17 protein-coding genes are annotated in these 19,399 nt (G+C 60.6%); 15 read left to right on the top strand and 2 right to left on the bottom strand.

The annotated features are described in order from the left end of the window. Positions 1–2: 2 nt before the first annotated feature. From tssE to RHM69_RS06800, 12 genes are all read left to right on the top strand, one after another. Entirely contained in the window at positions 3–404 is a 402-nt protein-coding gene (tssE, locus tag RHM69_RS06855; RefSeq protein ID WP_019817601.1) for a type VI secretion system baseplate subunit TssE, read from the top strand. Next, a complete protein-coding gene (tssF, locus tag RHM69_RS06850; protein ID WP_019817600.1) occupies positions 394–2,181 on the top strand; it encodes a type VI secretion system baseplate subunit TssF in 1,788 nt (595 codons plus the stop codon). Before tssE ends, tssF begins: the two co-directional genes overlap by 11 nt. After that, on the top strand, positions 2,145–3,152 hold the full coding sequence (gene tssG, locus RHM69_RS06845) for a type VI secretion system baseplate subunit TssG (protein ID WP_014718220.1): 1,008 nt from the start codon (positions 2,145–2,147) through the stop codon (positions 3,150–3,152). The genes tssF and tssG overlap by 37 nt, the downstream gene beginning before the upstream one ends. A gap of 104 nt (positions 3,153–3,256) precedes the next feature. After that, positions 3,257–4,786, top strand: a complete 1,530-nt coding sequence (locus tag RHM69_RS06840; protein WP_038449941.1) for a sigma-54 interaction domain-containing protein — start codon at positions 3,257–3,259, stop codon at positions 4,784–4,786. Positions 4,787–4,821: 35 nt separating this feature from the next. Beyond that, positions 4,822–4,953 carry a type VI secretion protein gene (locus RHM69_RS06835; protein WP_197865647.1) on the top strand — a complete coding sequence of 44 codons (132 nt, stop codon included), beginning with the start codon at positions 4,822–4,824 and terminating at the stop codon, positions 4,951–4,953. An 11-nt stretch (positions 4,954–4,964) separates the two neighbouring features. Beyond that, positions 4,965–6,161: a type VI secretion system-associated FHA domain protein TagH gene (tagH, locus tag RHM69_RS06830; RefSeq protein ID WP_200600999.1), complete on the top strand. Its 1,197-nt coding sequence runs from the start codon at positions 4,965–4,967 to the stop codon at positions 6,159–6,161. A 5-nt stretch (positions 6,162–6,166) separates the two neighbouring features. Then, entirely contained in the window at positions 6,167–6,652 is a 486-nt protein-coding gene (tssJ, locus tag RHM69_RS06825) for a type VI secretion system lipoprotein TssJ (RefSeq protein ID WP_019817596.1), read from the top strand. Between the two features lies 1 nt (position 6,653). After that, the gene (tssK, locus tag RHM69_RS06820; protein WP_020301576.1) at positions 6,654–7,982 is read left to right on the top strand and encodes a type VI secretion system baseplate subunit TssK; all 1,329 of its coding nucleotides are present in this window, start codon (positions 6,654–6,656) and stop codon (positions 7,980–7,982) included. Between the two features lie 5 nt (positions 7,983–7,987). After that, complete coding sequence (gene icmH / locus RHM69_RS06815; RefSeq protein WP_014718226.1) at positions 7,988–8,848, top strand: type IVB secretion system protein IcmH/DotU; 861 nt, start codon at positions 7,988–7,990, stop codon at positions 8,846–8,848. A gap of 16 nt (positions 8,849–8,864) precedes the next feature. After that, positions 8,865–12,230: a type VI secretion system membrane subunit TssM gene (gene tssM / locus RHM69_RS06810; RefSeq protein ID WP_200601006.1), complete on the top strand. Its 3,366-nt coding sequence runs from the start codon at positions 8,865–8,867 to the stop codon at positions 12,228–12,230. 5 nt (positions 12,231–12,235) lie between these two features. Next, complete coding sequence (locus RHM69_RS06805; RefSeq protein WP_019817593.1) at positions 12,236–12,958, top strand: PP2C family protein-serine/threonine phosphatase; 723 nt, start codon at positions 12,236–12,238, stop codon at positions 12,956–12,958. Further along, positions 12,955–13,797 (top strand): serine/threonine-protein kinase, encoded by an 843-nt coding sequence (locus tag RHM69_RS06800; RefSeq protein ID WP_072434478.1) that lies wholly within the window; start codon positions 12,955–12,957, stop codon positions 13,795–13,797. The genes RHM69_RS06805 and RHM69_RS06800 overlap by 4 nt, the downstream gene beginning before the upstream one ends. A gap of 8 nt (positions 13,798–13,805) precedes the next feature. On the opposite strand, the gene RHM69_RS06795 is transcribed toward RHM69_RS06800, so the two are convergent. Together RHM69_RS06795 and RHM69_RS06790 are read right to left on the bottom strand one after the other, a co-directional pair. After that, positions 13,806–14,135, bottom strand: a complete 330-nt coding sequence (locus RHM69_RS06795; protein ID WP_014718230.1) for a DUF6388 family protein — start codon at positions 14,133–14,135, stop codon at positions 13,806–13,808. Positions 14,136–14,146: 11 nt separating this feature from the next. Beyond that, positions 14,147–14,401, bottom strand: a complete 255-nt coding sequence (locus RHM69_RS06790) for a hypothetical protein (protein ID WP_224797013.1) — start codon at positions 14,399–14,401, stop codon at positions 14,147–14,149. Between the two features lie 345 nt (positions 14,402–14,746). On the opposite strand from RHM69_RS06790, the gene RHM69_RS06785 reads away from it, so the two are divergent. From RHM69_RS06785 to RHM69_RS06775, 3 genes are all read left to right on the top strand, one after another. Then, positions 14,747–16,816: an EAL domain-containing protein gene (locus tag RHM69_RS06785; protein ID WP_200601008.1), complete on the top strand. Its 2,070-nt coding sequence runs from the start codon at positions 14,747–14,749 to the stop codon at positions 16,814–16,816. A gap of 558 nt (positions 16,817–17,374) precedes the next feature. After that, on the top strand, positions 17,375–18,370 hold the full coding sequence (locus RHM69_RS06780; protein ID WP_014718233.1) for an HOASN domain-containing protein: 996 nt from the start codon (positions 17,375–17,377) through the stop codon (positions 18,368–18,370). Positions 18,371–18,409: 39 nt separating this feature from the next. After that, entirely contained in the window at positions 18,410–19,396 is a 987-nt protein-coding gene (locus tag RHM69_RS06775) for an HOASN domain-containing protein (protein ID WP_014718234.1), read from the top strand. Positions 19,397–19,399 lie beyond the last annotated feature (3 nt).

Raw genomic sequence — 19,399 nt, 5'->3', positions numbered from 1 at the left:
GCATGCTTGAGCACAACAGCCTTTTCGAACGCCTCGAGCAGGGGGCGTCTAACCCGGGTGCCACCGTGGCGTCCATCGCCGCACATTTGGGGAAAATGCTCAGCACTCGTGCGGGCAGTGTCCAGACGCTGCCTGATTATGGCTTGCCTGACCTCAATGACATGCGGCTCAGCTTGCATGAGTCCTTGAGCCAGTCGCGGCTGCATATCGAACGTTTTATCCAGGCCTATGAGCCGCGGCTGACGAACGTACGTGTCAGGCTGTTGCCGGTTGTGCGTGACTCCTTGTCCCTGGCATTCGCCATTGAGGCTGAGCGGATGATTGCGGGCGTACTGCATCCTGTAGTGTTCCACGCGCGCCTCACGGATACCGGGCGGGTTGAGGTCTGTGCCAATGACGCTTAACCGTTATTTTCAAAGCGAACTCAGTGCGTTGCGCCAACTGGGGCGACGTTTTTCCGAACGTAATCCCGCCCTGGCGCCGTTTCTCGGCGAAGCGGGCCAGGACCCGGATGTCGAGCGCTTGCTGGAGGGCTTTGCATTCCTGACCGGGCGCTTGCGTCAGAAGCTGGATGACGAACTGCCGGAGTTGACGCACTCGTTGATGCACTTGCTCTGGCCCCATTACATGCGCCCGATACCGGCCTTCAGCATCTTGCAATTCGACCCGTTGAAACGCGCCGGCCCAAGCGTTCGGGTGGCTCGGGATACCGCCGTGCAAAGCGCTCCCATCCACGGTGAGCGTTGCCAGTTCCGTACATGCTATCCCACCGATGTCATGCCATTGCAACTCACTGACCTGGAATACAAATGCCAGGGCGAAGGGGCCTGGTTGGATTTGCGCCTGTGCATGAGTGTCGACGGCAGCTTCAGTGAGTTGGAATTCGATTCGCTGCGACTGCACCTGGCCGGCGACCACTACATCAGTCAGGGCCTGTACTTGGGCCTATTGCGTCATCTGGCGGGAATCAGCCTGCAGCTCGTGGATCACGATGGCCTGCCGATCAGCGCCGGCGATGACCAACCCCTGACGCTGCGGCTCAATGCCAACCAGGTCCGGCCAGTGGGGTTTTCCCAGGAACAGGCGCTGATTCCTTATCCGCAGAACACGCTGGAGGGCTATCGGCACCTGCAGGAGTACTTCGCGTTTCCCGAGAAGTACCTGTTTGTCGATGTCGAAGGCTTGGAGGTGTTGCACACGTTGTCTCACGAGTTGCTCCGGCAGGCGCACGGCCTGGTGATGCGTTTCGAGCTCCGCAGTCAGGGCCGCGAGCCCCTGCGTCCTACCTTGGATAACGTAAAGCTGTATTGCACGCCCATCGTCAACCTGTTTACTCAGGATGCAATTCCCATTCGCCTGGACGGTAAACAGGACGAGTACCTTTTGGTACCTGGGGAATACACGCCGGGCAATGCCAGCGTGTATTCAGTGGACCGGGTCACCGGCTGGCGCCCCGGTGGCTTGGGCTATCAAACCTACGTGCGGTTCGAGTCGTTTGAACATGACTGCCACAGCGAGCCTGTGGCGGCACCGCCCAGCTACAGCATTCGCCAACGTTCGTCGGTTCAACATGGTGGACTCGACACCTGGATGGGGTTCGGCAATCGCCGCAAACAGGGCCAGGAAACCCTGTCGGTCGAACTGACCTGTACCAATTGCAACCTGCCACGGCAATTACGTGCAGGCGATATCAACCAGCCCGGCGAACACACACCGGAGTCGTTGACGTTTCGCAATATCACCGCGCCAACGGCGAGCTACGCACCGCCCCTGGACCAGGATTTCCTGTGGAATCTCATCAGCAATATGTCGCTCAACTACTTGTCGTTGATCGACATCAACGCCTTGAAGGCGATTCTCGCAACCTACGACCTGCCGCGTTATTACGACCGCCAGGCGCTGAAGGTCAGCCAGAAAAGACTGGCGGCTTTGCGCGCCATCCATCATGAGGCGACGGATCGCCTGCATCGTGGGTTGCCCGTGCGAGGGGTGCGGGTCGATCTGACGGTCGATTCCCAAGGCTTTGTCGGCCAGGGCGACTTATTTGTATTCGCTTCGGTCCTCAATCAGTTCTTTGCGCTTTATGCCAGCCTCAATTCCCATCACGAGTTGCGTGTCATCAGCACACAAGGAGACGTGTATTTATGGCCATCCCTGACGGGACAACAGCCCCTGCTCTGAATCAACTTTGCCGTGGTATCCGTGAATACACGTTGTTCCAGGCGGTTTTGCAGGTGATCGAGCGATTGCGTGAGGCTCATCCGCTGCTGGATGAGGACGCGTTGTACGACCAGTTGGAGTTCCAGGCCAACCCTGGCTTGGGCTTTGCCGCGCACGATATCGACCGAGTGGAGTTCTTTATGGAGCATGGACATTTGCGCGCACGCCTGCGCCTCAATGTACTGGGGTTATTTGGCGCCGGGTCCCCACTGCCTGCGTTTTATGGTGAGCAGGCATTTGCCGAGCAGCCAGGCGGCAACCCGACTCGAGATTTCCTGGATATGTTCCATCATCGCTTGCACCGGCTGATGCTCCCGATCTGGCGCAAGTACCGCTATCGGGCGTGTTTCCGGGCAGGCGCCAGTGATGGTTTTTCCGAGCAGATGTTTGCCTTGACGGGTCTGGGCGGCACCGCAATCCGTGGCGCTTCCCAGCTCGATTGCAAACGCCTGCTGCCCTACCTGGGCCTGCTGAGTGTGCGTGTGCACTCGGCGGCGTTGATCGAGTCGGTCCTGCGCTACTACTTCAAGCACGACGCGTTGTTTATCGAGCAGTGGGTTGAACGCCAGGTCGAGATCAGCCCGGTCCAGCGCAATGACCTGGGGCGGGCCAACAGTGTGCTTGGCGAGGACCTGGTGCTGGGGCGCCGCGTCGCTGACCGCAGTGGCAAGTTCAGGGTGCATGTCCGCGCGTTGGGGTGGCAGCGTTTTCACGACTTCCTGCCCACGGGAAAGGCCTATCAGCCGCTGCGTTCGCTGGTGCGCCTGACCCTGCGCGACCCATTGGAATACGACCTGCGTCTGGTACTGGCGCAGGGTCAGATCAGGGCTCTGCACATTGGCGAAAACACGGTTTGCCGCCTGGGTTGGACCACCTGGCTGGGGCACGAGCGGGCCGATGGCGTAGTCACGCTAACCCGTAATTTTCATTAGGGATGAATGGACATGATGAACAGGGATTTGCAACGCATGATCGGCGCACTGTCAGCACGGCTGGAAACAGCGTCGGCCCTGGTGGATTTCTGCGGGTGCAACCAATGACCGATAACCTGCCCGGTGGCGGGGCCGACGCGCTGAGGTATGCCGACGCGTTGTCTGCCTGTTTCGCACGCTTGGGGTTCGAGCGTGATGAACACGCGTTACCTGACGGATGTGTCAGCACGGCGGCCCGGCTGAGCCAATCTGACGTCAGCCAATTGTATCTGCTCGATGAAGTGACCGGCCGGCTTGAACTGATCGCCCAACATCTAGCCCAAGTGTCGTCGCTCACCGTCATGCCTCCACGGCCTGGTCAGCATTCCCAACAGTTGCTGCACGACGCCTTGACCCAAGGCACTGGGTTGAGCCTGGAGGATGTGCAAGGCAGCGGCCATGACACAGGTTTTCTGCCCGCATTGGCGACACCATGGCGTGCGCTATTAATCGTGCCGCTGTTCAATCAATGTGAGCGGATAACTGGGGTGCTGGTGTGCGCCCGCCAACAGCCGGCCCAGCTGCAAGGCTACGCCCCCTCGTTGGGGCATTTGGGCAGCTACGCCGTGAACCGGTTACGCGTACTGCGCGGTAGGCAGCCCAACGTCGGCCCAAAGCCCGCAGGCCACAAACCCTTGGCTGGCGCATACGGCCTGATTGGCACCAGCGCGGCAATGGAGCAGGCCTGTCGTTTGATCAGTAAAGTCCTGCACACCCCTTACACCGTGCTGTTGCAGGGTGAGACCGGCACAGGCAAGGAAGTGGTGGCCCGGGCCATACACACGGCCGGGCCGCGCAAGGCCAAGGCCTTTGTCGTGCAGAACTGCGCGGCGTTCCCGGAAGGATTGCTTGAAAGTGAGCTGTTCGGCTACCGCAAAGGTGCGTTCACTGGTGCCGATCGCAATCACGGGGGGCTGTTCGACGCCGCACATGGCGGTACGTTGCTGTTGGATGAGATCGGCGATATGCCGCTGCCCTTGCAAGCCAAGTTGCTGCGGGTATTACAGGAGGGTGAGGTTCGCCCGCTGGGTGCCAGTGCGGCACATAAGGTCGACGTACGCATCATTGCCGCGACCCACCGCGACCTCGCGGCGATGGTCGCCGAAGGGCGCTTTCGCGAAGACCTCTATTACCGACTGGCTCAGTTCCCCATCACCTTACCGGCCCTGCGCGAGCGGGACGGCGATGTGCTGCAACTGGCGCGCCATTTCACAGGCAAGGTGTGCGCGGCGCTGGGGAGGCCACCTGTCGAATGGGCGAATACCGCCCTCGATCAACTGTCCAGCCATGGTTTTCCCGGCAACGTACGCGAGCTCAAATGCCTGGTGGAACGCGCCGTGTTGTTGTGTGACGACAGCGTGATTCGGCCCGAGCACCTGGCACTGCCGCTGGCACCAGAGCCGGCCACTCCCGATGACGTGACGCTGCGCCAGCGGATGGAGCGAGTGGAGCGTACGTTCCTGCTCGACTGCCTGCACAAGAACCATGGCAATCGCACCCGCACCGCGCGGGAGCTGGGGGTCGCCCGGCGCACCCTGCTTTACCGTCTTGCCCGTTTGAACATTCCCTTTGGCGATGCCCGGGAGGAACGGTGAATGGTGCACTTGATTTTTACTGTGGGAGAAACCTGATGCCTGATCGTCCATGGCACGTCGTCGTGCTGGTGATGTGTTTGCTGGGAGGCTGTAACGCTAACTATGTGTTCGATGATGCCGAGTACCATTCCATGGGTGACCCGCAGGCGATCATTCGTGGCCGCTGAAAGGAGGGGGCATGAAGCTGCAGCTTGTGTTTGAGGTCTGCGCGTGCGAAAGCGACCAGAGCCTACTTTTGGCCCGCAAAGTATTTGACGGTACAGGCGGCGTGATCGGGCGTGGTCCTGGATGTGACTGGGTGATCCCTGACGCCAGCCGCGTACTCTCCAGCCATCATGGATTGATCGGTTACCGTGAAGGACGTTATTTCCTCACGGATATCAGCCGCAACGGTATCGGGATGGCCAAGAGTCCTGAGCGCCTGCGCAAGGGGCAGGCACGATTGATCAGTGACGGCGACGTATTCGAGCTGGGGGTGTTGACGATACGTGCGCGATTGCTGGAATCGCCGCGACCTTCCGACGAGCTGCTGGCGCCAGCGGCGGTGCCGATCCCCGATGACGCTTTCCTGTCGCTGGACCCGTTGCATGGCTTGGATCTTGATCGGCAGATGCGGGCCACGTCGGATGATCTGGAGGCCTTGAACAAGAGCGCCGATGAGCAAGCGGTATGGGCAGATCACTATGGGGCCGATTGCGAGCACGTGGTATTGCCGCGGCGGCAAGACCCTTCGATGGAGGTTACCGCGGTACCCGCTGTCGCGTCGACGCTGTCGACCGACGAGGTGTTCTGGTCGCAATTTGCAGCGGTCCTGGGTATGGACCTGACGACCCTCGACACACCGGCCCGGGAGGCATTGGCGATCAAGGTGGCACGCTTGTTTCGGGTGACGATCGAAGGGCTGCAACAAGGTTTGCGCACCCGTGAAGAACTGAATAACGAACTGGGTATGGCGCCGTTCGCCAGTCAGGGCTCCGGCCAGAATCCCTTGAAAGTGTATAGCGACACCGATGCTGCTTTATCCGCGATGCTCGATACCCGGGAGTTGGGTCAACTGCCCGCGGTGCGCGCCATTGCCCAGGTGCACCTGGAACTACAGGTGCATCAGGTTGCGTTGCTGGCCGCTTGTCGAAGCGCCATGCGTAATGCCCGCGCTGTCTTTGAACCCAGCCATCTGTTGGGGTGTTTTGCGTCCCAGGGCAAGCCTGCCGGTTTTTTCTCCGATGGCGGGCGGTGGCGTGCCTACCAGCGTTACTACCAGCGTGTGGTGGCGCAAGAACAGTTGAGTGATCGCCCGTTGGCCGGCGACTTCGCCAAGGCCTATGAGGAGCAGGTGCGCCTGATCTCCAGCCTGCACATTGATTTTCCAGGATGATAATCATGTATCGAGCCACCCTTGTTTCGTTGTTGCTCTTGTGCGGGCTGTTGGCGGGTTGCAGCGCCGTCTCGCCATTTTCCACGCTGACCAAGCTGGACGTGGTGCTGACTGCCAGCGAGCACGTCAACCCGGACTTGCACGGTCGTCCTTCTCCCGTGGTGGTGCAGTTGATCGAACTGCGCCATGGCGTTGCCTTTGAACATGCCGACTTCTTCAGCCTGTATGGCAATGCGCAGCAGACGCTGCCAAAGGACTGGGTCGGCAGCGAGGAGGTTGAGCTGCGCCCGGGTGACCGGCTGGCGCTCAAACTGCGCATCGCTCCCGATAGTCGTTTTGTGGGAGTACTGGCCGCTTTTCGAGACTTGCCCCATGTCCAGTGGCGGCTGCTGGTGCCCTTGACGGTACAGCAACGCAACCGTGTCGAGCTGGTGCTGGACCAGGGCGGTATACGTGTTGCTGACCCGCTCGCCGGTGTGGAGGCGCAATAACATGCAGGTTCATAAAGTTATCTGGCAGGAAGGCATGCTGTTGCGGCCACAGCACTTGCAACACAACGACCGTTATTACCACCAGCAGCTCAATCAGACCCGCCTGCTGGGCAGTGACACCTGGGGTTTGCTCACGTTCGAACTCAATACGCAGTACCTCAAGTTGGGCAAGCTGGTGGTCAACCAGGCCAGCGGCGTGTTGCCGGACGGCAGCCTGTTTGACTTGAATGCTGCCATGGAGCCGCTGGTGGTGCAGGTGCCAGAGGGTTCGGGCGCGCAAGGGGTTTACCTGGCGCTGCCGCTGGTCAGCGGCAGTCACCTTGAAGCCCGCCGGCCTGAGCAAAGTGACGTGTTGGCGCGCTACCTCAGCTGTGAAGTGGAAGTGGGGGATTCCAACGTGGGGGCGGATACGCGTTGCCGAATCCACTGCGCGCGCCCGGACTTACGTCTTCTGTTGGGTGAACAGCCGGGTGACCAGCACTTCATCAAGCTCAAGGTGGCCCAGGTACTCGACGCCAGCGGTGAAGGCGGTGTGAACCTGGATACGGCGTTCATCCCGACGTTTATCTTCGTGCAGGAGCATGGGTACGTGGCGTCGTGTCTCAAGGAGGTGATTGGCCTGCTTGCCAGTCGGGGCGATGCCATCGCGGCGCGCATTCGTGGCGAGAGCACGACCCAAGGCACACAAATCGCCGATTTCCTGATGCTGCAAGTGATCAATCGTAGTGAGCTGGAGCTGCGCCACTGCCTGAGCCAGACGCGGGTGCGGCCTGAAGCGGTGTTCCGTGCGCTGGTGTCGCTGCTCGGGGAGCTATCAACCTTCACCACTGAAAGTAAGCGCGCGCAGTTGGATGTTCACTATCAACACGGCGATCAGGGCGCCAGTTTTCGCGGGCTGATGGCGCAGGTGCGTACGGCACTGTCGGTGGTGCTGGAGCAACAGGCGATCAAGTTGGCATTGCAGCCTCGCCAGTACGGGGTGCTGGTATGCCCGGTCAGCGAGTTGAAACTGCTTGGCACAGCCACCTTCATCCTGGCGGCCACCGCGCAGTGTGAGGCGCAGGAATTGCGCCAGCGCCTGCCAGCCCACCTGAAAGTCGCGCCGGTTGAGCGCATACGCGAGTTGGTCAACCTGCACTTGGCCGGTATCAAGGTCAAGCCTTTGCCAGTGGCGCCGCGACAGATTCCTTTCCATGCCGGCAAGACCTATTTCGTGCTCGATATGAGCCCCCGTGATATCGCACAGCTGGAACAGTCGGGTGGTTTCGCTTTCCACGTAGGGGGTGAATTCACCGGGCTTGAACTCGACTTCTGGGCCATCAGGAACTGAATGCCATGGACAGTGAATACACCCAGGATGAAAAAACCGTCCTGCTCGACCGGGAGACTCATGAGCCTGCCCAGGGGCCGTTGACGGATTTCCCATCGCCGCCGCGCTACGAACAGTTGGAAGACCGCATGATCTACGCCGGCCACAGGCTCGATACGCATAGCTTTCAGACAGGGCTCAACCCGCTGGTAGCCGCAGCCTTGGCGGTATTGTTCGAGGTTATTGGGATCAGGGTCTGCTCCGGCCGTGAAAACCTGGGCACGCTCAACGACCGATTAGTGTTGGCGGTGACTCAGTTCGAAACCCGCGCCTTGCAGGGCGGCGTGGAGAACAGCCAGGTCATGTCGGCGCGCTATGTGTTGTGCAGCGTGATCGACGAGGCGGTGGTGACGACACCGTGGGGGGCGCAAAGCGAATGGTCGAAGATGAGCCTGTTGAGCCGCTTCCATAACGAAACCTTTGGCGGCGAAAAAGTATTCCAGTTGCTGGAGCGCCTCACGCGCGACCCGGTGAAGCACCTGGCGATGCTGGAGTTGCTGTATCTGTGCCTGTCCCTGGGGTTCGAAGGCAAATACCGGGTGATGGAGCGGGGCGTGACGCAACTTGAGGCTGTCCGCGATGCCTTGTATCGCCAGATCAGGCACGTACGTGGGGAGCCGGCGGCGCAAGCGCTACTGCCTGCCCAGCAGCGGACCGACCGGCGCAAGCAGGTGCGGGTCATCCCTGCCACTTGGTGGGTCGGCCTCACCTTGGTGTGTGTGTTGGCGATGTACACAGGGTTTGCCTGGGTGCTGAGCAACGAGCGTACAAACGCGCTGCACCCCCTTCAACTTTCGGCGTCGGATCTGGTCCGCACGCCCTTGTAAACGCTGGGAGCAATGAATGATCGCATTCTTCAAGGGGGTGGGCACCGTGCTGGGCAGGGTTTGGGTGTGGAGCCTGTTGCTGGTGCTTTCCTGCGCGGCAATGGTGTGGTTCTTGGGGCCGCTGCTGGCAGTGGATGATCACCGTATCTGGGCCGGGGCGACTGCTCGGTTGGTCACCATCAGCGGTGTGTTCTTGCTATGGGGACTGGCGATGGCGTTTGTGGGCCCAGGTTTTGCCGCCTGGCGCCAAAGACCAGAACGCGAGGTGCGCCGACAGCCGATGACGGGGGTGGAGGACGAACGCCGGCACCTGCGCAGTCGGTTCAAGAAAGCCGTGCACCTGCTCAAGATATCCCGCCATTATGGAGAGCGTAACGCGCGTTGGCGTCATGAGTTGCCCTGGTACCTGTTGATCGGTGAGCCGGGCAGTGGCAAGACACAGCTGCTGGCGGCAGCGGGCTTGCCGCTGGCGCTGGACCACGCGCAAACGCGGCCGATCGGTAGCAGTGCCCATTGTGACTGGTATTTCGGCGACGAAGGCGTGCTGATCGACACCCCGGGACGCTACCTTACCCAGCCCGACTCTTCAGTGGACGCCGCAGGCTGGATCACCTTGCTGCATCTGCTCCGGTGGCGCCGTCGAGTGCGGCCGCTCAGCGGTGTGGTGGTGACGCTATCGGTCGACATGCTGTCGAGCACCAACGAATACGACTTGGATCATCACGCACGCCATGTACACTCGCGCCTGCAAGAGATCCAACAGACGTTGCATGTGGATGTGCCGATTTACCTGGTGTTGACCCACGCCGACCGATTGCCGGGATTCGCTGAATTCTTCGACTCACCCATTGGAGAAAGTGCCGACAGCGTGTTGGGTCAGCACCTGCAAGGTTGCGCCGACGGTACTGACACAACACAGGTTCGTCAGGCGGTCGAGCAATTATTGCAGCGCTTGAACAGTGAGCTGATTGGGCGACTGCATCAGGAGCGCAATGTCGAGCGACGTGGGCAGATGCTGGAGTTTCCCCAGCAGGCAGCACGAATGGGGGAGCGCGTCAGCCTGTTCGTTGACATGGCGTTTTGCGCACATCGCTACCAACCCATCAACGGTTTGCGAGGGTTCTTCTTGACCTGCGCCGATGGCAGGCACCCGCGCTTTGTGCAGGGTCTGTTCAGCCAGGTGATCTTCGCCGAGGCCGACCTTGCGGGTTTGCAGGCTCAGGAACAACAACGTCTGCGTTGGCGCCAGGGCGCGCAGGCGGTGGCTGCAGCGCTGGTTATTGGCGGTGTCGGCGGGCTATGGGGGCACAGTTACTCAGTCAACCACCAACGCTTGGCGCAATTGTCGGCGCTGACCTCACACCCGCCGCTCGCCCTTGCGGCCGACGATGAAAGCACGGCGCTGTTGGCGCTGTTGGACGCGCGACTGGCGGCGACCCAGGTTTTTCCTGGGCCGGCAGATGTACGCCTGGTGGAGCGCACCGGGCTGTATCAGGGCGAACTGAGCCGTCCCAGCGTCGATCAAGCCTATGATCACGCGCTGCAAAAGCCATTTCTGGCCTGGACAGCCGCCCAGTTGGAAGAACAGGTAATTGCCAGCCTCGGGGACCGGGAGCGGCTGCTCGACGACCTGCGTGCCTACCTGATGCTCAATCTGCGCGAACGCCGTGACACGACCTGGCTGGCAGAACATATTGCAAGCCTTTGGTCGGTGCGGTTTGCCGGGGATATGCCAACACAGAAGCGCCTCAATGTGCACCTTGCGCGGCTGCTGGAGCAACCTTTTGTGGTGTCACTCAACGCGGAGCGGGTGGCCCAGGCCCGTGAAGCGCTGAGGGGCGAATCGTTGGCCGATGGGGTCTATCGGGTATTGCGCGAACAAGCGCGCAGCCTGGAGCCGTTGCGGCTGGCCGAGGGTAAGGTGTTCGCCGCTATCGATCCGCCTGTGCCGGGGTTCTATACCAAACGCTATGTGCAGTACTTTGAGGCGCAGGGCCCGCGGTTGGTAAACGCCATCACCCAGGACAACTGGGTGCTCGGCGAGGGTACCGACCTGGGGACCGAGGACTTGCGGCGCCTGATGGCGGAACTGCAGCAACGTTATTTCAGCGAGTATGCCGATGCCTGGAGCGATGCGCTTGGCCGAGTCAGGCTGCAAGAGACTGACAACCTGCGCCAGGATGCCGAGCAACTGATGAACCTGACGTCGGCGCAATCGCCTTTGATTCGTCTCTTGCAACAGGTGCGTGAAAATACGCGTTTGTTGCCAAGCCATGGACTGCTGGACAAAGTGGCCCAGCAGTCGGCAGACCTGGGCGAGATGGCCAAGTCGAGGTTGACGGCGGGGCAGGCGGGTATTGTCGAGGCTCCGCGGCGCGCCTTGCAGCGCCGCTTTGAGCCTTTGCATCAATTGCTGGATGAGCAGCAGAACCCCGGCGTAGAGCTGACTCAGGCCTTGCGTCTGCTGGATGAAGTGCACCTGCATTTGACGGCCTTGAACCGGGACAGCGCACCCGAGCAGGCCGCCTTCCTGCGTGCCAGGCAGCGCATGGAGGGCCAGCAGGATGCATTGGGCCATCTGCGAGACGCCGCCGCTCGCCTGCCGCTGCCCGTTGCCGGCTGGCTCGAAAGTATGGCGGATGACAGTTGGCGGCATTTGCTGGAACAGGCCTATGTGCACGTCAACCAACGTTATCAGAGCGAGGTGCATAGCCTTTATGCCAAGGCCATTGGCCGACGTTACCCATTCAATGCGCACGCCAGCAGTGAGGTCGCCCTTCACGATTTTCAGGAGTTCTTCAAGCCACGCGGGGTGATGGCGCGCTTTTATGAGGGCTACCTGCGGCCTTTTATCAGTGCCGACGGCAGCCGCTACCGATTGCGTGGGCTGGATGGCCAGAGTTTGCCGGTTTCCCGTGCGCTGCTGGAGCAATTGATGAAGATCCAGGTCATCCGCCGCGGCTTTTTTACCGAAGACGCGGGGGAGTTGTCCGTGCGATTCACCTTGGCACCCTACAGCCTGGACCCATCGGTCAGCCGAGCGATCCTGCGGTTTGGCGACCAGCAATTGGAGTATCGCCACGGTCCGATCGTACCCATGACGTTCCATTGGCCCACCGACGCAGACAATGGGCGCAGCAGCCTCGTCTTGGAGAGAGGCGCGGAGCAGCGCCCCTTGGGCATCGAAAAAGACACTGGAGCGTGGTCGTTGTTCCGGTTTCTGGACCTGCTGCAGAAAGAGCCCGCCAGCGGCCGTAATATACAGATCCTCAAGGCAGACCTCGCCGGCCTGCGCGCCAATTACCGGCTCACCAGCCAGCGTACGCCCGGTCCGTTTGACATGGACACATGGCGCACCTTTCGCCTGCCGGAGCAGCTGTGACCCCGATGGAAGCCCCGTGGCGCAGCGCCGGGCGCACGCAGCGAGGCCTGGCGCGGTTGCGCAATGAGGATGCATTCCTGGACAACCCGAGCACGGGTTGCTGGGCGGTGGCGGACGGCATGGGCGGGTATCGGCACGGGGATGTCGCCAGCCAGTGGATAGTCAGCCACTTGGCTTCAGTGTCGGCTGACGGCAACCTTGACCAGCGTATTCAGGCGGTTCGCAACAAATTGCAGGACGTCAACCAAGGAGTACGACGCGCATGGACAGAACCTGGCGCAACCAATGAAGTGACGATGGGCAGTACCGTGGTCGCCCTGTTGTTGGAGAAGGGCCGGGCGGCCTGCCTATGGGCGGGAGACAGTCGCTGCTATTTATGGCGCGACCAGAGCCTCTACCAATTGTCGAAGGACCACTCGCTGCTGCAGCGCCTCATGGACGAGCGTCAGTTGAGTGTGGCGCAAGCCCAGGCTTACCCGGGTGCCAGGGCCTTGACCCGGGCCGTTGGCGCGCGTTCGCGGTTGCATCTGGAGGTACTGGAACTGCGTACCCGCCCTGGGGATGTATTTTTGTTGTGCAGTGATGGCTTGTATCAGGCCCTCAGCCACGTTGACCTGGGGCGGGCGTTGAGCATGGGCACGCCTCAACGGGCAGTGGAACGGCTATTTGCAGCGGCGTTGCGCCGGCCGATACGCGATGACCTGACTGCGGTTGTGGTGCAGCCATGAACTCGGCAGCTCAAGCCTGCCGTTTACTGTCTGGGCGCTATCACCTTGAACGTGTCTTGGGCAGAGGTGGCATGGGCAGGGTGTACCGCGCGCGCGACCTGTTGCACGAGCAATTGGGCGAACCCTGTTCCAAGGTCGCGATCAAGCTACTCGACGAACCCATTTCCCAGTGCCCCGACGCGCATGTGTTGTTGTACAGCGAGTTTGCGTTGACCCGCAGCCTGAGGCACGCGCATGTGGTACGGGCGTTTTCGTTTGAGGTCGATACACACAGTCAAGTCGCGTTTTTCACCATGGAGTTGCTGCAAGGAGTGACGCTGGACCGCCTGCTGCTGGAGTGCCCCTATGGCTTGCCCTGGCGGGAGTTGCGACCCATCGCCGTGCAGTTGCTGGATGCGCTGGTCTACACCCACCAGCAAGACGTTCTGCACGGTGATGTCAAACCAGCCAATGTCATGGTGGGCGAGGAGGGCGTGCGCTTGTTCGATTTCGGCCTGGGCCAGGCTCAAGCAGGCGCCGCAATGGGTTTGCCGAGTGTCAGCCGCAGTCGTTTCAATGCCTGGACACCTGCCTACGCCGCCCCGGAACTGTTGGCCGGCGGTGCGCTGACCGCCGCTGCCGACCTGTACGGCGTGGCCTGCGTCCTGTACGAACTGGCCCACGGCAAGCGCGTTGGGGAGCGCGCCTCCACGGTCTGTCTGCCCCGGCCCGCGCAGTTGCCCAGGCATTGCTGGGTGGCGTTACAGGCAGCGTTGGCGATAGACCCGCAGCACCGAAGCATAACGGTCGCCGAGTTGCGTCACGTCATGGGGCGCAACCGAGCACGCTGGTGCTTGTAGGGCAAAGGTCAAACGGCCAAGCCGTGCAACTGGCAGTACTGCGCCCAGTCCATACCTGCCATCTGTGCGACTTCTTTATGCACTTCGCGCCGCTGGGCCTCGAAGGCTTCGGTCGAATCGGCCGTCAGCTTGAGGGTCAATTCCCAGGCGAATAATTTTTGCTGTTCAGCGTGTGCTTCGAAAGCCTCATGCAGGCGTTCGGCGCGATACTGCGCCAGGGTTTCGCCCCTGGCCTGGGCTACCAGCGGGTTGAGGCTGTCCAGCTCGGCAGCGACCTGCGGTTGTTCGCGCAGGAATCTGTCCAGCGCAAGTTGGTGCGTATCGTTGGGTGCCGACACAGGTAGACACCTTAATGAGAAGGGTGAGAGTTGCTATCGGACGCGCGTGCGTTGAGGTGATGGCGGGCACGCTTGCGCGACCTGCGCTGCATCCAGTTTTGCAACGGCGCCAGCAAGAAAAACATCAGGTAAGCGACCAGCACCAGGGTCAGGTCTACCCAGGTTTCAGCCACAGGCCCAGTGAACAACTCAATGAGGTTCTTGATTACAAACAGCAACACCACGCTGCACAACCACAGCAGGATGGTGACAAACAGAGGACGCATGTGACTTGAGCGTTTGTCTTGCATAGTGAGGTTCTCTCCTTTGGCCTGTTGTCGTTCCAGGCAAGATTCCCTGAGTGCGTACCCATTATCAGACAGGTTGTAACATCCTTTAACACGCACAAACCGTGCGGATGATACCGACTCAGACAGCCTTAGGGGATGATTCAAGTCAGAAAGTTCGATAAATCTGTAGGGATTTAGTCTAGCAACCCGGCATTCACTGGTAAAAAAGCCGGGCAGGGACGGGGATAAAGGCTTTCGCTTCGGCTATCAGGCCGTGTAGCGTTAGCGGGTGTTTCCGGCCCTGATCTTCAGCGGCAGTCGGTGACAGGCAGAGGACGGCCCATGGCGCACACCCTGTTCAAACTTTTCCTGACACAGCGCCTGGCGGTCCTGGCCAGCACGGAGTCGCTGCGTGCGATTCGGGAGGGGCTGCTGTGGATACTGCCGTGCCTGTTGGTGTCCGCTGGTTTCCTGATCCTGTCCGAATGCGCCCTGGCGCTGGGGTTCGATGCGCAGGTGGTGAGTTTCCTGGCCGGGTTGCATAAACAGATCAGCTCGGTGATCCCGTTGCTGGTGGCGGCCTCCATCGGTTACATGTTGGCGATTCAACACCGTCTGCCACAACTGCCGGTCGCCTTCCTGTGCCTGGCCCATGTAGTGGTCGCAACCTTCGTGCTGCGTGAGTACCCGCGTGCTTCGGCCACGTTCCTACTCTTTATTGCCATTGCTTCGCCCTTGATCAATGTGCCGGCCATCGCCTGGCTGCACCGCTTTCGCTGGACGCGCCTGGTCAACCAGGACCTGGTCGGCCATAACCTCAAGGGCACCATCAACATGGTGATACCCGGCGCACTCACGGCCTTGTCGTTGGTGGCGGTGTTGTCGTTGCTGCTGTTGATCCCCCATGTGGCGCAAATCCAGGGGCCGCAGGTGCTTGATGCGTTGCAGACGCCTTACGGCAGCGGGTTGTTTGTCACCCTGATGAATTCGCTGCTGTGGTTCTTCGGGATTCACGGCGTGTATGCCATGCAGCCGTTATTCGATGCATTGGACCAGGCGGTGGCGCTCAATGGCGCAGCGTTGGCGGCGGGGGAGCCGGTGCTGTACCTGCTCAACAACGGCTTGCTGGGCAGTTTTGCGTTTATCGGTGGCTCGGGCGCAACCTTATGCCTGTTATTGGCGATCCTGCTGTTTTCCAAGAGCCAGTCCATGCGCTTGCTGGCGGTGGCCAGTTTGCCGCTGTCATTATTCAATGTCAGCGAAGTGCTGTTGTTCGGTTTGCCGATCATCCTCAACCCGCGCCTGTTCATACCGTTTCTATTGGTGCCGGCGTTCAACGCGATGGTGGCGTTGATGGTGGTGCAACTGGGCTGGGTCTCACCGGCGGTGGCCAGCGTGCCCTTTACCGCCCCGGTGCTGCTCAACGCGTACCTCAGCACCCATGGCGATGTGGCGGCGGTGGTGTTGCAGATCGTTCTGTTGGGCGCCGGTACCCTGGTGTATGCGCCCTACGTCAGGGCGATTCATCGCCAGTCCAGCGATGGCGGCACGGTGTACCTCAAATCCCTTGACATGACCTTTCGCGGTCTCGAGGAGAAAGGCCGTCTGCTGGAGTTCGATCCGGTGCTGGCCACTCACCAGACATTGGCCCGTCAGGCCGCTGAGTTGAACCGTATTCAACAGATCAGCGATTACGAGTTCTACCTTGAGTTTCAACCCCAAATCTCCACCCGCACCGGTTTGTGCACCGGGTGCGAGGCGCTGATGCGCGCCCGGGACAGCCAGGGCACGGTGCATTCGCCCTGGGAGTTCCTGCAATGGCTGGCGCACGCCAGGCTGATGCCGGACGTAGACGTGTGGGTGGCATCCCAGGCTGTGCGCCAGTATCAGAAATGGCAGAAGGTGGGTTTTGAACTGCCGATGACCATCAATATTTCCAGCACCACGCTCAAGGACGCCGCCTATGGCGACCGCCTGGTGGAAATTCTTCGCCAGGCCCGTGGGCAAGTTTCAGTGGAAATTACCGAAGACGCGCTGGTCAGCGACATCCCGGCCACCCGCCAGACCATCCAGAAGTTGCAGGCCATGGGCGCCAAGGTCTATCTGGATGATTTTGGCACTGGGTTTTCTGCGTTGAGCTATCTGCACCAGTTTCCTGTGGATTTCATCAAGATCGACCGCAGTTTTGTGGTTGCCCAGCATGACCCTAAAGGCGCCCAGGTGCTCACAGGTATGTTGCGGTTCTGCGAGGCCTTGGACCTGGGCGTGGTAGTGGAAGGGGTTGAGACGGCTGAGCAATTGGCCTTTTTGAGTAACGGGCCTGAGTTGTTTATCCAGGGCTGGTATTTCAGCAAGGCACTGCCTGGGGATCAGTTGCCGCGCTTTGTGCTTGAGCGCAGGGCGTTGGTCTGATGGCCGACGCTTATCTAACTGACGCCCTGCGGTCCAACTGTGGGAGCTGGCTTGCCTGCGATGACGGCCTGCCAGTCGACGCCTATCTACCTGACACCCCGCAGTCCAACTGTGGGAGCTGGCTTGCCTGCGATGACGCCCTGACAGCCGACGCTGTTATACCGTGTACATATCCATTCCTGCGGTCACGACCACTTAGGGTTCCGCTCTGACAGCGGGGCACTTTGGAAAAGAGCCGGAATGCCGGCCCAGCCCAAAGTAACCAAAGGGCTCTTGCCCCACCACTCGGAACCTCGCTTGGGCTCGGTGTGCCCGTAATCCGCCAGTGATTTGGGGGGGCGCTTCAGATCAAGAGCAAGATCAAGAGCGACTCGCTTCGCATCGTGGTTACCGCTGGCTGCTACGGAGTTGTGTAATACCTATTGTTTGGTGGCGCCAACCCCCCATCTCCAAGCCTTTGAAAGAATTTTCCTACAGGTGTTGACCTTGCCACTACGGGAACCTTTAGGCTTTTTTCCGAGTACGCCCAACCACAAAAACAAGATTCAGGGGTTATCAATGGATACTGCTGCCCTGCAACAACGCTCGGATTCCGATCTCTTCACCAACGCCTCGCGGCTGATGGTGAATGCCTTGGAACCCAGCGCCAACTACGCCCAAGTCACCCGCGCGCTGGAAGCGCTGCTCGCACTGACCCGGCAAGGCCTGGCGGGAGACGCCCAAGCTTATGCGCACTATCAGTCAGCCCTGCTGCAACTGCACCTCCCCGGTGACCCGCGCACCGAGCCGACCCGGCGCTGGATGGCCAGCGAGGTCTACCGCGTCGAAGATGAGTTCGCCGCCGACGTGCCGGGCTTTAAAGCGTTGCCGGCGGACGAGTTCCGTCAACAGGTCGACGCTGAAATCGCCGCACGCAGCCGGGTCAACCACCCGATGTCGGTGCACCTGTTCCAAGGTACGCCGCCGGTGCAGGATGTGCGCTTTTTCCTGGAGCATCACTGGACCCGTTCCTACAACTTCTACAGCCTGCTGGCCGAGTTGGCCTTTCGCTTCGAAGCGATCGAAGACGCCTCGGTGTTTTACCGCAACTTGTACGGCGAAGCAGGCGCTGAGACACCGGAGCGTTCGCACCCGGCGATGCTCGCCCATCTGATGGAGTATTTCGATATTCCGCTGGCCATCGATTTCCCCGCGCTGCATCCGCTGGAAAAGGCCTACCTGAATAATCGCATTCGCTGTGTGCGCCACACCGATGTCGCCTGGGGCCTTGCGCTGCTCTATGCGGTGGAGTCTGTCAGCTGCGTCAACCATCGGCGCATCTACGAGTTGTTGCAGCGCCTGGATGTACCGGCGCAGCCCAGCGAATTCCACCGCTTGCATGGCACCCAGGATGAGATCGACACCGAAGAAATGTGGGCACTGATTGCCAAGTTCGCCAGCGAGGAAGGCTTTCAACGCACGTTCATGCGCGCACTCAAGCGCCACTTCGAGATCAACAAGGCCTACTTCGACAGCCTGTGGCAGCAGATGCAGGCCCAACGCCTGTCTGCCTGAACGACCTGCGATCCAAAAACAAAAATAATGGAGCACATGATGAGCCCACGTAATTTTTCCCTGTCGCAATTGCAGAATATTCACACGGCCGAAGCCCGTCTGCTGGCGGAAGCCTTGAAACCGGACGCGACGTTCAATCGCATCGAAATTGCCGCCAATATGCTGCGCGCCCTGTGCGAGACCGGCCAACGTGGCGACGCCGCGAATGCAGCGCAGTGCCAGCAATTGCTGTACATCCTCTCGTTGAGCGACGACGTGGCCACCGCCTCGACCCGGCGCTGGCTGGCCAATGCCGTCTATAGCGTGCAAGAGCGTTTCATGCCGTCAGCCGACTTGGCATCGCCCTTGTCCGAGGCCGGTTTCCAGCAACGCCTGGAAGAGCAGATTGCCGCGCAGTCGCGGGAAAACCATCCGATGTCGCAGTATGTGTTTGAAGGCAAAGCCTCTCACGAGCAACTGCAGGTGTTTTTGCGCCACCAATGGTTCCGTACTTATCGCCTTTACCGGGACGCCGCCGACCTGCTGGTCAACCTGACTGACGTGGACGAGGCGGCTGCCCTGGCGCGTTATCTCTACGGCGAGTTGGGCGAAGAGGATGAGCAGCGTTCCCACCCGAAGCTGTTGGCCAAGCTGCTCGCCGCCGTGGGCCTGAATGCCGATTTCGAGGCCCTCTCGACGATGCCCGAGGAAATCGCCTACCTCAACAACCGCGCACGCTGTTTCCGCAACCCCGATGTCGGCTGGGGCCTGGCGGTGTTCTACATCACCGAACTGGTGGTGCCCGGTAACCACGGCAAGCTGTACAACGCCCTGCGCAACGCGGGCTTGAGCCAGGATGACGCGGAGTACTACGAAGTGCACATCAGCCTGGTGCCGCCGCGGGCCAAGCGTGAATGGGCACTGATCTCACGGCGTATTCCGGACCTGGGGTTCCAGAATGCGTTCCTGACGTCTCTGGCCGAGCACTTCCGGCTGGAGCGGGCTTATTACGATGCAGTCTGGGAAGAAGTACAACGCGTGAAGTAGCCC

Origin of the sequence: Pseudomonas sp. CCI1.1 (assembly GCF_034348165.1) — a bacterium.
Taxonomy (GTDB): domain Bacteria; phylum Pseudomonadota; class Gammaproteobacteria; order Pseudomonadales; family Pseudomonadaceae; genus Aquipseudomonas; species Aquipseudomonas paracarnis.
The sequence above is the reverse complement of the archived record's forward strand: the minus strand, read 5'-3'. Positions and strand labels throughout refer to the sequence as shown.

Coding starts and splice junctions, on each gene's coding strand:
- tssE (WP_019817601.1), top strand. CDS start 3: ATGCTTGAGCACAACAGCCTTTTCGAACGCCTCGAGCAGGGGGCGTCT.
- tssF (WP_019817600.1), top strand. CDS start 394: ATGACGCTTAACCGTTATTTTCAAAGCGAACTCAGTGCGTTGCGCCAA.
- tssG (WP_014718220.1), top strand. CDS start 2,145: ATGGCCATCCCTGACGGGACAACAGCCCCTGCTCTGAATCAACTTTGC.
- RHM69_RS06840 (WP_038449941.1), top strand. CDS start 3,257: ATGACCGATAACCTGCCCGGTGGCGGGGCCGACGCGCTGAGGTATGCC.
- RHM69_RS06835 (WP_197865647.1), top strand. CDS start 4,822: ATGCCTGATCGTCCATGGCACGTCGTCGTGCTGGTGATGTGTTTGCTG.
- tagH (WP_200600999.1), top strand. CDS start 4,965: ATGAAGCTGCAGCTTGTGTTTGAGGTCTGCGCGTGCGAAAGCGACCAG.
- tssJ (WP_019817596.1), top strand. CDS start 6,167: ATGTATCGAGCCACCCTTGTTTCGTTGTTGCTCTTGTGCGGGCTGTTG.
- tssK (WP_020301576.1), top strand. CDS start 6,654: ATGCAGGTTCATAAAGTTATCTGGCAGGAAGGCATGCTGTTGCGGCCA.
- icmH (WP_014718226.1), top strand. CDS start 7,988: ATGGACAGTGAATACACCCAGGATGAAAAAACCGTCCTGCTCGACCGG.
- tssM (WP_200601006.1), top strand. CDS start 8,865: ATGATCGCATTCTTCAAGGGGGTGGGCACCGTGCTGGGCAGGGTTTGG.
- RHM69_RS06805 (WP_019817593.1), top strand. CDS start 12,236: ATGGAAGCCCCGTGGCGCAGCGCCGGGCGCACGCAGCGAGGCCTGGCG.
- RHM69_RS06800 (WP_072434478.1), top strand. CDS start 12,955: ATGAACTCGGCAGCTCAAGCCTGCCGTTTACTGTCTGGGCGCTATCAC.
- RHM69_RS06790 (WP_224797013.1), bottom strand. CDS start 14,401: ATGCGTCCTCTGTTTGTCACCATCCTGCTGTGGTTGTGCAGCGTGGTG.
- RHM69_RS06785 (WP_200601008.1), top strand. CDS start 14,747: ATGGCGCACACCCTGTTCAAACTTTTCCTGACACAGCGCCTGGCGGTC.
- RHM69_RS06780 (WP_014718233.1), top strand. CDS start 17,375: ATGGATACTGCTGCCCTGCAACAACGCTCGGATTCCGATCTCTTCACC.
- RHM69_RS06775 (WP_014718234.1), top strand. CDS start 18,410: ATGAGCCCACGTAATTTTTCCCTGTCGCAATTGCAGAATATTCACACG.